Raw genomic sequence first — 12146 nt, 5'->3', positions numbered from 1 at the left:
ATGCCGCGCGTTCCGGCGGCCTTAAGGATAGAACTCGCACCAGCCGGTGTGAATCCAGCCCCGGAACACCGATTCAACATTGTTGATTGCGCCGTTTTCCACGTAGCACCATTTGCCATTGCAGGCCCGGATATAGGCCGCGTCGCCGTTGCGGAGGCTGCCGATCTGCTGGTAGCTCGACCCTGGCCCGGTTCTGAGCGCCAAAAACCCGTCGCCATTGGGGTTCAGCCCCGTGACCAGACAGCCGGTATCGGTGATGACCGGGCCGGTGGGCGGAACGATCTGCTGAGAGTAAGCTGCTGTTGCCAGAAAAACGCCAAAGGCCGCGCTAAGAAATCGCTTCATTACACTTGTCTCCAAAATCACCGTTTAAAATCGCGTAGCAGGACCCTAACCGATGACCCGCCCCCGGGTCTACAGGATGAAAGATCGGGCCGGTGCGCCCAAAGCACGGGCGCTAGCCGCCGAACAGGCCCGAGAAAAAATCGGAAAAACTGTGCAGCAGAGCCATGATCACCAACACACCCAAAAGCGCGAAAAAGGCCATTGCGAAGAACTGGAACAGGATCGCGCCCAAACCGATCACGATGCCCGCAATCGCCGGGCGCATCTGTTCGTGGCGCAGCAGACCGATCACGGACAGGACAATGGCCGCGCCCCCCAGCATGGCGACCCCAATCTGCAGGAAGTCGTCCAGATCCCGCGTGGGCGCAACCGGCGCGGGCTGTTCCAGACCCGCCGCTGCGCGCAGGGTGGATTTCCCGATCTCGGCGGCAAGCTCGCCCAACGACACGCCGGTGGATTGCTGCGGCGCAAAAGGTCCGGCCCAGAACACAAACAGCGCGGCCAACAGCGCCGCGACCCCGGCACAAAACCCGATCCACCCGAATACCGGGCTGTTGATATGTGTTGCTGTTGCGTCCGTCATCTCAGCCTCTCGTTCCGCCGCCCGGATATCATCGAAACGGGGCGAGACTGAGGCAACGCGAGGCGGCCTTTCCCAAGGCGCTCAGGCGGTGCTGAACATCCGATGCGTGTTGTCCCAAAGCAGCCCCGTCTTTTCGGCAATACGCTGCATCTGTTTGTTCAGAGACCGGTCATTCAGCCTGCGGCTGAGCGTGCGCAGGGGCACCAGATTGCGTTCGCCGTACCCGTCGATCAGAAAAAACATCCGGGTCTGGCCGCGACGCCCGTAGACGATATTGGTCTCGTGTATATCGCGCCCGACGATCTGCAGCTGAAACAGTTTTTCTACAAAGCCGTTGAGGTCTGCCAGAACGTCATCGCCCAGCCCACCCTGCTCGCACAACGCCGCAAGATGGTCAGCAAGCTGCCCGTCATCGGATTGTATCCGCTCCACTACCAAACCCGGCCCGACATCGGTCTGCACCACGCCAAAAGACCGCGCCAAGGGCAATTGCGCGATGTCAGCGCCGATTTTCAGCGCCGATTTCAACTCGCATTCGATCTCTTTCAGGGCATTGCGGAACATCGAATCCGGAAGAAGCCGCCGGATCAGCCGCTTGGTGAGGGATCGGTTCGGCCGCGTACGAGGCCGCGTGACCTTGATCAAAAGCTCTGGCTGACCCGGACAGGCATAGACGTTTCTATGGCCACCTGTTGCAAGCAGGTCCTGATCCGAAAGCTGCAGAAGCTCTGTTGCAAATGGCATCCTGCCTCCGTCCTGTTTCAAATAGAAGCGCCTATTCGGGTCCGGACAGGCCCGATAATCTCTGCGGTCAACTTTGCGCCTCGGTGCCCTTCAGAACGTATTTGCAGTCGCAATAGGGGCATTCGACCCAGCCGGTATCCTCGGGGATCTGCAGCCACACGCGCGGATGGCCCAGCGCACCTTCGCCACCGTCACAGGCGACACGGGTGGTTTCGACGATCCTGGTTTCCGGCGTTTCGATGGTCACGGCTGGCAGTCCTTCTTCGGTTGTCGGCCTCGGGGGCATGTAATAGGTGCGTTTATGAGCGATGAGCAAACCGGGGGCAAGAGCCACATGAGCGATGCGGCAATCAGGATCGAGGGGCTGCGCAAGACCTATCGCGGCAGCAGGAGCCAGCCCGAGAAACAGGCGCTGAAGGGCATCGATCTGACCGTACCGCGCGGATCGGTCTTTGGGCTGCTGGGGCCGAACGGGGCCGGGAAATCGACCCTGATCAACATTCTGGCCGGTCTGGTGGTGAAGTCATCGGGTTCCGTGTCGATCTGGGGCTTCGATCAGGACCAGCACCCGCGTCAGTCGCGTGCCGCCATCGGCGTGATGCCGCAGGAACTGAACCTAGACCCGTTTTTCACCCCGCGCGGCGCGCTCGAAGTTCAGGCCGGGCTTTACGGCGTGCCCAAATCGCAGCGCCGCAGCGATGAGATTCTGGAACTGGTGGGCCTGAGCGACAAGGCCGAGGCCTATGCCCGCACCCTGTCCGGCGGGATGCGGCGGCGTCTGCTGCTGGCCAAGGCGCTGGTGCATCATCCCAAGGTGCTGGTGCTGGACGAACCGACAGCGGGCGTGGATATCGAGTTGCGGCAGATGCTCTGGGCCAATGTGCGAAAGCTGAATGAACAGGGCATGACCATCATCCTGACCACCCATTATCTGGAAGAAGCGCAGGAGATGTGTGACCAGATCGCCATCATCAACCACGGCGAAAAGATCGCGCAGGACAGCACCGCCAACCTGCTGGGCCGCATGGACAGCCGCACCATGGTGATTGTCCCCGACGCGCCCGTGACCGATCTGCCCGTGACGCCGGATGTCGAGGCCAGCCTGCGCGACGATGGCAGCCTTGTGCTGCACTATCGCAGCACCCAGACCAGTGCCGAACAGGTTCTGGAATCCGTCCGCGCCGTGGGCATCCGCATCCGCGATGTGCGCACCGAAGAGGCCGACCTCGAGGATGTGTTCCTCGCGCTGACCTCCTCGCGCCAGGACGCTCCGCCGGCGGATGATCAGGATCAGCCGCGCCGGGGGATGCATCGGGTCAGGCTCTAACCCCTATCGATCCGGGCGTGATAGCAGTTGTTGAGCGCCGAGCGGATGTGGATATAGGCCACGTCAGCGCGGGCAAAGATATCTTCGGCCGCCTCGTGCAGTTGCGCCTGCGGCGTGATGATCCCGGTGCCGTATACGATCCGGTCATCCGGCCCGTATCCCTTGATCAGGTAGTTCGGTGAATCGGTCAGCGCCTCGGGCAGGTCCGCAGGGTCCTCGTATCGCTGACAAGGCTCTGCACACAGGTAAATCGGCCCTGTTTCGGCAAATGGCTGCGTTTCCGGAAACGGCCGATGGGCCAGCACCAGCATCTCCTGTCCTTCCGGAATATAGGTCAGGCAATGGCGGCAGGGGTTGCCTTGCCCGTTCGATATGGCCCGCTCGGGCGGATTGCCATAGCCATCCGGCGCACCGTCGCGATACGCCTGAACCTGATCGGTGGGCAGGGCGGAAATTCTGTGCATGTTGTGCCTCCTTCTCTGCCCTGACCATGCCCGTCGCCCTGCGCCCCGGCGACCCGTTTCCTGCGCAATGGCGCAAAGGACTCGAAAAAGAACAAAACGTGAATATAATGGGGAATCGTCATGTATGCCGAACTGTCGATCACGTCGAACTTCACCTTTCTCACCGGGGCCTCGCACCCCGAGGAATATATGGAGCGCGCCGTCACCCTGGGCCTGCCCGCCATCGCGATTGCCGATGACAACTCGGTCGCGGGCATCGTGCGCGCCCACACCCAAGCGCGCGAGATCGCCCGCAAGGTGCGCGAACGGCTGGAGTGGGAGGCGCAGCATATCCCCATCGGCCCGCCCTGCCCCGATCACATCGCCAAGCCGCCCTCGTATCCAATCCACGCGGTGCCCCGCCTGATCCCGGCGGCGCGGCTGATCTTTACCGATGCACCCACCGTCACCGCCCTGCCCCTGAACCGGCGGGGCTGGGGCAACCTGTGCCGCATTCTGTCCAAGGGCCGCCTGCGCGCCGAGAAAGGCGACTGCATCCTGCACCTGTCCGACCTGATGGAGTTTTCCGACGGTCTCCACCTGCTGCTCTGGCCACAGACGGATCGATCCAAAGACGGGCGGAGCCCTTGGCGGACACAGGCGCAACAGCTGACGCGCCGCTTTGGTGGGCGGATGCATCTGGTGATGCACCCCCGGTATGACGGCGCCGACAGCGCGTATTTTCACGAATTAGAGACTGAATCACAGCATCTCGGCATCCCCACACTCGCCAGCGCCACGCCAAGGATGCATCACGGCACCCGCCGCAAGCTGGCCGACGTGCTGACCGCCATCCGCCTGCGCCGCAAGGTTGATGAGCTGGGCCGCGACGCGCTGGCCAATGGCGAACAGCGGCTGCGGTCCGAGGGTGAGATGCTGCGCATCTTCAAGGGTCATGAGGGCGCTGTTGCCCGCGCCCACGCGCTCAGCAAAAACCTCAGCTTCTCGCTGGACGAACTGCGTTACGAATACCCCAACGAGGGCAGCGAAGATGAAACCCCGACCGAACGCCTGCACCGTCTGGCGTATGAAGGGTTGAACTGGCGTTACCCGGCGGGGGCGTCGGAAAAGGCCAGGAAGATGCTGGCGCATGAGTTGGCGCTGATCGGCAAACTGAAATACGAACCCTATTTCCTGACCGTCCGCGATATCGTCAAATTTGCCCGCTCGCGCGATATCCTGTGTCAGGGGCGCGGCTCGGCGGCCAATTCGGTGGTCTGCTTCTGCCTCGGCATTACCGAGGTCAGCCCCGAACTGGGCACCATGGTGTTCGAACGCTTCGTCTCGGAAGCCCGCGACGAGCCCCCCGATATCGACGTCGACTTCGAACATGAACGGCGCGAAGAAGTGATCCAGCACATCTATGACCGCTATGGCCGTGAACGCGCCGGCCTCTGCGCCACGGTCGTCCACTACCGCGGCAAGCGTGCCATCCGCGAAGTGGGCCGCGCCATGGGCCTGACCGAGGACACCATTGCGGGCCTCAGTTCCCAGCTTTGGGGCTTCTTCTCAGCCGATGGGCTCGAGGCGCACCGAATGCGCGAGATCGGCCTCGACCCAGAGGATCGCCGCCTGAAACAGACTCTATCATTGGTCTATGAGATCGACGGCTTCCCCCGTCATCTGTCTCAGCACGTGGGCGGTTTCATCATCACCGAGGGTCGTCTGGACGAACTCGTCCCCATCGAAAACGCCACGATGGAAGGCCGCACGGTCATCTGCTGGGACAAGGACGACATCGACAGCCTGAGCATTCTCAAGGTCGATGTGCTCAGCCTGGGGATGCTGACCTGCATCCGCAAGGCCTTCGACCTGATCCAGCAGCACCACCGTACCGGCTATACGCTGGCGACCCTGCCGCCCGAGGACCCGGTGGTCTATGACATGCTGTGCAAGGCAGACTCTATCGGTGTGTTTCAGGTGGAATCACGTGCACAGATGAACTTTCTGCCCCGGATGAAGCCGCGCACCTTCTATGATCTGGTGATCGAGGTCGCCATCATCCGCCCCGGCCCGATTCAGGGCGACATGGTGCATCCTTACATCCGCCGCCGGAACGGAGAGGAGGAGGTCAGCTTCCCCTCGGACGCGCTGGGTGAGGTGCTGGGCAAGACGCTGGGCGTGCCGCTGTTTCAGGAACAGGCGATGCAGATCGCCATCGTGGGCGCAGATTTCACCCCGGAACAGGCCGACCGGCTGCGGCGATCCTTGGCGACCTTCAAGAAGCATGGCAATGTCAGCGAATTCCGCGCGCTCTTTTTGCGCGGCATGAAGCGTAACGGCTATAAGGATGACTTTGCCGAGCGCTGTTTCTCGCAGATCGAAGGCTTCGGCTCTTACGGTTTTCCCGAAAGCCACGCGGCCAGCTTTGCGCTGCTGGTCTATGCCTCGGCCTGGATCAAATGCCACCATCCGGGGATTTTTGCCTGCGCGCTGCTGAACTCACAGCCGATGGGGTTTTATGCGCCTGCCCAGATCGTGCGGGATGCACGCGAACACGGGGTGCAGGTGCGCCCGGTCTGCATCAATGCCAGCTTCTGGGACAATGTGATGGAGCCCGACGGGCGGGGCGGGCTGGCCCTGCGGCTGGGCTTCCGCCAGATCAAGGGGCTGAGCGAGGAAGACGCCAGTTGGTTAACGGCGGCGCGCGGCAACGGTTACCATCAGGTCGATGACGTTTGGCGCCGCGCAGGGCTGGGGCCTGCAGTGATCGAACGGCTGGCCGAAGCCGATGCCTTTGCCGCCTGCGATCTGACCCGGCGCGAGGCACTGTGGCAGGCCAAGGCGATTGCCACCGCCAAACCTCTGCCGCTGTTCTCGCAGGATCTTGAGGGTGAGGCGCTGGACGAGCCCGAAGCCCATCTGCCGCAGATGACGCTGGGCGAACAGGTGGTCGAGGATTACGTCGCCACCCGCCTCAGCCTGCGGGCGCATCCGGTGGCTTTGCTGCGGCATATCCTGACACCCGAGCCGCGCGACAAAACCACGCCTGTTGCCTGACGGCTGAACCGGATATTGGCCCTGAACAGAGCCTGAATCCGAGACAGACATGACCCGCCCCACCCTGCCACCGCGCTTCCCGGCCACGCCCGAGCAAATCAACGCGCAGGTCCGCGCCTTTTACGCCCGCGTTCGGGACGACAAGGTACTGGGACCGGTCTTCAGCAAACACGTCCACGACTGGCCCGCGCATGAGGACAAGATCGCCGCCTTCTGGCGCAACGCCATCCTGTATGAACGCAGCTATGACGGCAATCCGCAGCGGGTCCATATCGAACGGCCCGACGTGAAGCCGGAATTCTTCGCCCATTGGCTGGACCTGTTCGAAGATGTCGCGACCCGGACCCTGCCCCCGGAAACCGCAACCCCCTGGGTCGCTCTGGCCCGGCGCATCGGGGTGGGAATGAAGGCGGGCGTGCAGTCGGCCCGCCAGCCCAAGGATGCGCCGCCAATCCTGCGTTGACCGCGCGGCATAGCAGCTTTGCGATGTTAGCGGTAAAATAGGGGCTATGCGGCCTGTCAAAATGGGGTTACTCAGGGGCAAGCCAGCCGCTGCGTCGGCCCATACCCACCACACCGACATCGCCCGAGGCCATATCGATGAGCACTCAAAACACCACCCTCCGGGGACTTGGTTTCGCGTTTCTGGGATTCGCGGTCTTTGCCAGCCATGACGCGCTGATCAAGGTACTGGGCGGGACCTATTCGGTGATGCAGATCATCTTTTTCGCGACACTGTTTTCCTTTGTGCCGATGACGGTGACAATCCTGACCGACCGGACCACCGGGAATTTCCTGCCGCGTCACCCGTGGCTGGTGCTGCTGCGCTCGGCCCTGCTGGTGACGTCGATGGTCTGCGTGTTCTACGCCTTCTCGGTGCTGCCTCTGGCCGAGGTCTATTCGCTGCTGTTCTCGTTCCCCCTGATCGTCACCGTCCTGTCGATCCCGATTCTGGGTGAGGTCGTGCGCGTCCAACGCTGGGCCGCCGTGGGTGTTGGGCTGATCGGCGTTCTGATCGTCCTGCGCCCCGGCACGACGGACATCACCCTCGGCCACCTCGCGGCGCTCACAGCCGCTTTCTGCAGTGCCTTCGGGTCCGTTCTGGTGCGCAAGATCGGGAATGAGGAACGTTCCGCCGTGCTGATCCTTTACCCGATGCTGCTGGCCATCGCGACCATGAGTGTGGCGCAACCGGCGGTCTATTTGCCGCCATCCCTGCCGCATCTGGCGATGATGGCGCTGGTGGGCGTGTTCTCGGTCATCGCGCAGCACCTGATCATCCTGGCCTACCGCGCCGCGCCCGCCGGAGTCGTGGCCCCCAGCCAATACAGCCAGATCATCTGGGCCACCCTGTTCGGGATGATCTTTTTCGGCGAAAAACCCGACGGCTGGGTCGCCGTCGGAGCCAGCATCATCATCGCCTCGGGTGTGTTCGTGGTCTGGCGCGAAAGCCGGGCAAACGCCTCGGCCAACACGCCGGTACTGCGGGTGCGCTCCCCCCGTTCGGATACGGGGGCGACGCGACCGGGAAAATAAATACGGCGCGCCAATCAGCGCGCCGTCCTCTAAAATTCAGGGTTCAGAGCCTTAGTAAACGACCACAGACCGGATGCTCTCGCCCCGATGCATCAGGTCGAACCCGTGGTTGATGTCGTCCAGACCCATCGTGTGGGTGATCATCGGGTCGATCTCGATCTTGCCTTCCATGTACCAGTCGACGATCTTGGGCACATCGGTCCGGCCCCGTGCGCCGCCAAAGGCGGTGCCGCGCCATGACCTGCCGGTGACCAGCTGGAACGGACGGGTCGAGATTTCGGCCCCCGCGGGTGCCACGCCGATGATGATCGATTCGCCCCAGCCCTTGTGGGCCGATTCCAGCGCATCGCGCATCACGCCCACGTTGCCGGTGGCGTCGAATGTATAATCCGCGCCGCCCTTGGTCAGGTCGACCAGATAGGGCACCAGATCGCCCTCGACCTCTTTGGGATTGACGAAATCGGTCATGCCGAAGGCGGTGGCCATATTGACCTTCGAGGGGTTCAGATCGACGCCGACGATCTGATCGGCCCCGGCCAGACGCAGACCCTGAATCACGTTCAGGCCGATACCGCCCAGACCGAACACGATGGCACGGCTGCCGATCTCGACCTTGGCGGTGTTGATCACTGCGCCGATGCCGGTGGTGACGCCGCAACCGATGTAGCAGATCTTGTCGAACGGCGCGTCCTCGCGCACCTTGGCCAGCGCAATCTCGGGCAGGACCGTGTGGTTCGAAAAGGTCGAGCAGCCCATGTAATGCAGGATCGGATCGCCATCCAAAGTCGAAAACCGCGAGGTGCCGTCGGGCATCAGCCCCTGACCTTGTGTCGAACGGATCGCCTGGCACAGGTTGGTCTTGGGATGCAGACAGTATTCACACTCGCGGCATTCCGGCGTGTAAAGCGGGATCACGTGATCGCCGGGTTTCAGGCTGGTGACACCCGGCCCGACCTCAAGCACCACGCCTGCGCCTTCATGGCCCAGAATCGAGGGAAACAGGCCCTCGGGGTCGGCGCCCGACAGGGTGAATTCATCGGTGTGGCAGATGCCGGTGGCCTTGATCTCCACCAGAACCTCACCCGCCTTGGGGCCTTCGAGGTTTACATCCATCACTTCCAGAGGTTTGCCCGCCTGAACGGCGACGGCGGCACGGGTACGCATGTTCACTGTCTCCCTGTCTTGCTTTGCACGACCCTGCGTCAATTGCCGGGCGTTTTCAACTGCGCTTTGGTGACAGATTGGCTAAACATCTGATATTGCAGAAACGACATTGCCCGAAAGAGGAACGCCAATGCACCGTTTTATTCCCGCGCTGGCCCTGCTGGCCGCCTGCTCCGAGGCACCGCCGCCGCCCGAAGACGCCCGCCTTGCGCCCGAAGCGGCCCCGGTGGATCTGGCTTTTTGCGAAGGCGAGGCCTTTGCCAATTCCATCGGTCAACCGGTTTCGACCATTCAAGCAGCGCTCCCCGAGCGGTCGCGTGTTCTGGGGCCGGATGACCTTGCCACGCAGGATTACCGGATCGACCGGCTGAATGTGTTCGTGGATGGCAGCGGCATCATTGAGCGGCTGACCTGCGGCTAGGCGTGGACTCGGGGGCTGATTCTCATTTAAGAACAAAATGAGAACATTTTGATGTCTGCCCGATGCCCAAACGCCGAATACTCTCGTTGTGGTTCCCCCGTCTGGGGGCTGAACGGCTGATCCGCGCCGCGCGGGGCCTGCAGGACGGGCCGTTGGCCGTGGTGGCCGAGCAGGCGAACATGCAGGTCGTGAGCTCGCTGAACGCGCAAGCCCAGGCCGCTGGTCTGCGGGTCGGCCAGCCGGTGCGCGACGCCCATGCCATGTGCGCGGCGCTTGTCACCCGCCCCCGCAACGCCCCGGCCGAGGCCGCGTTTCTGACCGCACTGCGCCGCTGGGTGGGCAAGTTCAGCCCCTGGGTCGCCGAAGAAGCGCCGGACGGGCTGATCATCGATCTGTCGGGCTGCGCGCATCTGTTCGGCGGGGAAGAGGCCTTGCTGAACGTGATTGAGGCCGACTGCGCCGATATGGGGCTGAGCGTGCAGATGGGCATCGCCGACACGCTGGGTGCCGCCTGGGCGCTGGCGCGTTATGCGGGGCAAGAGGCGACCTCGGACCGTACCGGAGACGCCATCAGCCAGGAGGCGCGCGCCACCCGCGCCCGCGCCACCAAGCGGCGGCACTGGACCAAGGGCGGGGCCGCGCCGCAGGTGATGGCGCTGGGCGGCGGTGCCCGGATCGCCGCGCCGGGGCAATCTTATGGCGCGCTCAGCCCGCTGCCCATCGCGGCGCTGCGGCTTGAGGATCAGGTGGTGACCCAACTGAACCGTCTGGGCCTGCGCCGGATCGGCGATCTGCTGGGCCAGCCGCGCGCGTCGCTGGCGCGCCGCTTCGGACGCGGATTGGTGCTGCGGCTGGATCAGGCGATGGGCAGCGCGCCGGAACCGGTCTCACCCGCCCGCCCGCCGCATCACTTTGCGGTGCGGATGACCCTGCCCAACCCGATCGGTCTGGTCGAGGATGTGATGGCCGCCATCGACCGGGTGCTGCCGACACTCTGCGCCAGGCTCGAGGAAAAGAGCCGCGGCGTGCGGGTGTTGCGGCTCGAGGCCCATCGCGCCGATCAGGCGGCTGAGGTCATCGAGGTCGGTCTGGCCCGCCCGACCTATGACAAACACCGCATTCGCCCTTTGTTAGAGATGAAAATCGATCAGATCGACGCAGGTTACGGCATCGACATGCTGCGGCTCGAAGCAATCCGGACCGAGCCCATCCACGCCCGCACCATGGCCGGCCATGCCGAGGCCCGCCGGGCCGTCCAGGACCGGCTGGAAGGCAACACCGCCGTCGAGGACCTTACAGCCAAGCTGGGCGCGCGGGTCGGGCTGGACGCGATCACACGGCGGCATCCCGCAGCCTCGCATATCCCCGAGAAGACCGCGCAGGTTCTGGCGGCGGCATGGTCGGAACCGGCGCGCGACTGGCCTGCGCCGCCGCGCCCCCGGCCTTTGCAAATGTGGCAGCCCGAACCGGTGATGGCCCCGGAAAGTCCGGATGTGCCCAGCGCCTTTCGCTGGCGCGGCCGCGACTGGCAGTTGGCGCAGGCCACCGGGCCGGAACGGATCGCGCCGGAATGGTGGCTGGACGACCCCAACTGGCGCAGCGGCGTGCGCGATTACTGGGTGGTGGTGACGGAACAGGGCGAGCGGCTGTGGCTGTTCTACGGCCATGGCGGCACGATGTCGGCGGGCTGGTTCTGTCAGGGGCAGTTTGGCTGAAAGCCCCTTATCAGAGTCTATTTTCCGCGATAGACCAGCCAATCCGGCAGATAGTCGATCAGCCGGACCACCCATGAAAACGGGGCCGGGAAATCGGTGCGAAAGCGGCGGCGCGTCATGGCTCTGACGACCCGATCCGCCGCATCCTCGGCGCTCATCAGCATCGGCATCTTGAACGTATTCTTCTCGGTCAGCCGGGTCTTGATGAAGCCCGGATTGACGATCCGCACGGTCACGCCCGAGCCTGCAAGATCATGCCGCATGGTCTCGGCCAGCGAGATCAGCGCCGCCTTGCTGGCCCCGTAGCCAACCGCCGCAGGCAGACCGTGATACCCCGACAGCGATCCGATCAGGGTGATATCCCCCCGCCCCACACGGATAAATCCGGGCACGGTTTCCCCCAGAACCCGCAGCGCGCCGGTGTAATTCACGTCGGTCATGGTCAGAACGGCCTGCGCATCCCACTCCGCCGTCCGCATCGGCTCGTAGGCGCCGGCATTGTAGACCAGCCCGTCGACCTCTCCGGCCTCGGCCACGGCGCGGCGCACCGCCTCTGTGTCGGTGACGTCAAAGGGAACGGCGCGGGCGTCGGGCAAATCGGCACACAGCTCGGCCAGCCGCTCGGAATTGCGGGCAGACAGGATCAGACGCGCGCCCTGAGCGCCAAGCGCCTGCGCCAAAGCGCGGCCCAGCCCTTCGCTGGCGCCGATGATCCAATAGGTTTTTCCGTCAAAGCTGCTCATGATCCGACCGTTTCAATCTGTTTAGTGTTTTACGGCCCCGCAATTGCGTTGGATCACGCCCCGAA

At 63.6% G+C, this 12146-nt stretch carries 13 protein-coding genes; 6 read left to right on the top strand and 7 right to left on the bottom strand.

Annotated elements, in window-relative coordinates; all coding sequences use genetic code 11:
* Positions 1-21: 21 nt before the first annotated feature.
* The 4 genes from ACR0EZ_RS07545 to ACR0EZ_RS07530 all read right to left on the bottom strand — a co-directional run bounded on the left by ACR0EZ_RS07545 (position 22) and on the right by ACR0EZ_RS07530 (position 1919).
* Positions 22-345, bottom strand: coding sequence for an SH3 domain-containing protein (locus ACR0EZ_RS07545; protein ID WP_480612037.1), 324 nt, complete (start codon positions 343-345; stop codon positions 22-24).
* A gap of 112 nt (positions 346-457) precedes the next feature.
* Positions 458-928: a hypothetical protein gene (locus ACR0EZ_RS07540; protein WP_480612036.1), complete on the bottom strand. Its 471-nt coding sequence runs from the start codon at positions 926-928 to the stop codon at positions 458-460.
* Positions 929-1009: 81 nt separating this feature from the next.
* Entirely contained in the window at positions 1010-1672 is a 663-nt protein-coding gene (locus ACR0EZ_RS07535; protein ID WP_480612035.1) for a YrbL family protein, read from the bottom strand.
* A 67-nt stretch (positions 1673-1739) separates the two neighbouring features.
* Positions 1740-1919 carry a zinc-finger domain-containing protein gene (locus ACR0EZ_RS07530; RefSeq protein ID WP_480612400.1) on the bottom strand — a complete coding sequence of 60 codons (180 nt, stop codon included), beginning with the start codon at positions 1917-1919 and terminating at the stop codon, positions 1740-1742.
* 87 nt (positions 1920-2006) lie between these two features.
* On the opposite strand from ACR0EZ_RS07530, the gene ACR0EZ_RS07525 reads away from it, so the two are divergent.
* A complete protein-coding gene (locus ACR0EZ_RS07525) occupies positions 2007-2999 on the top strand; it encodes an ABC transporter ATP-binding protein (protein WP_480612398.1) in 993 nt (330 codons plus the stop codon).
* Here the strand turns inward: ACR0EZ_RS07525 and ACR0EZ_RS07520 are convergent.
* Entirely contained in the window at positions 2996-3463 is a 468-nt protein-coding gene (locus ACR0EZ_RS07520; RefSeq protein ID WP_480612034.1) for a DUF1203 domain-containing protein, read from the bottom strand. The genes ACR0EZ_RS07525 and ACR0EZ_RS07520 overlap by 4 nt on opposite strands.
* A 120-nt stretch (positions 3464-3583) precedes the next feature.
* Here ACR0EZ_RS07520 and ACR0EZ_RS07515 point away from each other — a divergent pair, with 120 nt between their 5' ends.
* The 3 genes from ACR0EZ_RS07515 to ACR0EZ_RS07505 all read left to right on the top strand — a co-directional run bounded on the left by ACR0EZ_RS07515 (position 3584) and on the right by ACR0EZ_RS07505 (position 8038).
* The gene (locus ACR0EZ_RS07515) at positions 3584-6502 is read left to right on the top strand and encodes an error-prone DNA polymerase (RefSeq protein ID WP_480612033.1); all 2919 of its coding nucleotides are present in this window, start codon (positions 3584-3586) and stop codon (positions 6500-6502) included.
* A 49-nt stretch (positions 6503-6551) separates the two neighbouring features.
* Positions 6552-6965, top strand: coding sequence for a group III truncated hemoglobin (locus ACR0EZ_RS07510; protein ID WP_480612032.1), 414 nt, complete (start codon positions 6552-6554; stop codon positions 6963-6965).
* Between the two features lie 137 nt (positions 6966-7102).
* Positions 7103-8038, top strand: a complete 936-nt coding sequence (locus tag ACR0EZ_RS07505) for a DMT family transporter (RefSeq protein WP_480612031.1) — start codon at positions 7103-7105, stop codon at positions 8036-8038.
* A 51-nt stretch (positions 8039-8089) separates the two neighbouring features.
* Here the strand turns inward: ACR0EZ_RS07505 and ACR0EZ_RS07500 are convergent, their stop codons facing one another.
* Positions 8090-9202: an S-(hydroxymethyl)glutathione dehydrogenase/class III alcohol dehydrogenase gene (locus tag ACR0EZ_RS07500; RefSeq protein WP_480612030.1), complete on the bottom strand. Its 1113-nt coding sequence runs from the start codon at positions 9200-9202 to the stop codon at positions 8090-8092.
* Between the two features lie 130 nt (positions 9203-9332).
* Here ACR0EZ_RS07500 and ACR0EZ_RS07495 point away from each other — a divergent pair, with 130 nt between their 5' ends.
* Positions 9333-9623 (top strand): I78 family peptidase inhibitor, encoded by a 291-nt coding sequence (locus ACR0EZ_RS07495; protein ID WP_480612029.1) that lies wholly within the window; start codon positions 9333-9335, stop codon positions 9621-9623.
* Positions 9624-9685: 62 nt separating this feature from the next.
* The gene (locus ACR0EZ_RS07490; protein WP_480612028.1) at positions 9686-11338 is read left to right on the top strand and encodes a DUF6504 family protein; all 1653 of its coding nucleotides are present in this window, start codon (positions 9686-9688) and stop codon (positions 11336-11338) included.
* Positions 11339-11355: 17 nt separating this feature from the next.
* Here the strand turns inward: ACR0EZ_RS07490 and ACR0EZ_RS07485 are convergent, their stop codons facing one another.
* The gene (locus ACR0EZ_RS07485) at positions 11356-12081 is read right to left on the bottom strand and encodes an SDR family NAD(P)-dependent oxidoreductase (protein WP_480612027.1); all 726 of its coding nucleotides are present in this window, start codon (positions 12079-12081) and stop codon (positions 11356-11358) included.
* Positions 12082-12146: the final 65 nt, after the last annotated feature.

Source organism: Ruegeria sp. AK4 (genome assembly GCF_056541025.1).
The sequence above is the reverse complement of the archived record's forward strand: the minus strand, read 5'-3'. Positions and strand labels throughout refer to the sequence as shown.

What these genes read in the sequence shown, in the direction of transcription:
- ACR0EZ_RS07545 (WP_480612037.1), bottom strand. Translation starts at nt 345, where the DNA reads ATGAAGCGATTTCTTAGCGCGGCCTTTGGCGTTTTTCTGGCAACAGCA.
- ACR0EZ_RS07505 (WP_480612031.1), top strand. Translation starts at nt 7,103, where the DNA reads ATGAGCACTCAAAACACCACCCTCCGGGGACTTGGTTTCGCGTTTCTG.
- ACR0EZ_RS07540 (WP_480612036.1), bottom strand. Translation starts at nt 928, where the DNA reads ATGACGGACGCAACAGCAACACATATCAACAGCCCGGTATTCGGGTGG.
- ACR0EZ_RS07500 (WP_480612030.1), bottom strand. Translation starts at nt 9,202, where the DNA reads ATGCGTACCCGTGCCGCCGTCGCCGTTCAGGCGGGCAAACCTCTGGAA.
- ACR0EZ_RS07525 (WP_480612398.1), top strand. Translation starts at nt 2,007, where the DNA reads ATGAGCGATGCGGCAATCAGGATCGAGGGGCTGCGCAAGACCTATCGC.
- ACR0EZ_RS07520 (WP_480612034.1), bottom strand. Translation starts at nt 3,463, where the DNA reads ATGCACAGAATTTCCGCCCTGCCCACCGATCAGGTTCAGGCGTATCGC.
- ACR0EZ_RS07485 (WP_480612027.1), bottom strand. Translation starts at nt 12,081, where the DNA reads ATGAGCAGCTTTGACGGAAAAACCTATTGGATCATCGGCGCCAGCGAA.
- ACR0EZ_RS07515 (WP_480612033.1), top strand. Translation starts at nt 3,584, where the DNA reads ATGTATGCCGAACTGTCGATCACGTCGAACTTCACCTTTCTCACCGGG.
- ACR0EZ_RS07535 (WP_480612035.1), bottom strand. Translation starts at nt 1,672, where the DNA reads ATGCCATTTGCAACAGAGCTTCTGCAGCTTTCGGATCAGGACCTGCTT.
- ACR0EZ_RS07495 (WP_480612029.1), top strand. Translation starts at nt 9,333, where the DNA reads ATGCACCGTTTTATTCCCGCGCTGGCCCTGCTGGCCGCCTGCTCCGAG.
- ACR0EZ_RS07490 (WP_480612028.1), top strand. Translation starts at nt 9,686, where the DNA reads ATGCCCAAACGCCGAATACTCTCGTTGTGGTTCCCCCGTCTGGGGGCT.
- ACR0EZ_RS07510 (WP_480612032.1), top strand. Translation starts at nt 6,552, where the DNA reads ATGACCCGCCCCACCCTGCCACCGCGCTTCCCGGCCACGCCCGAGCAA.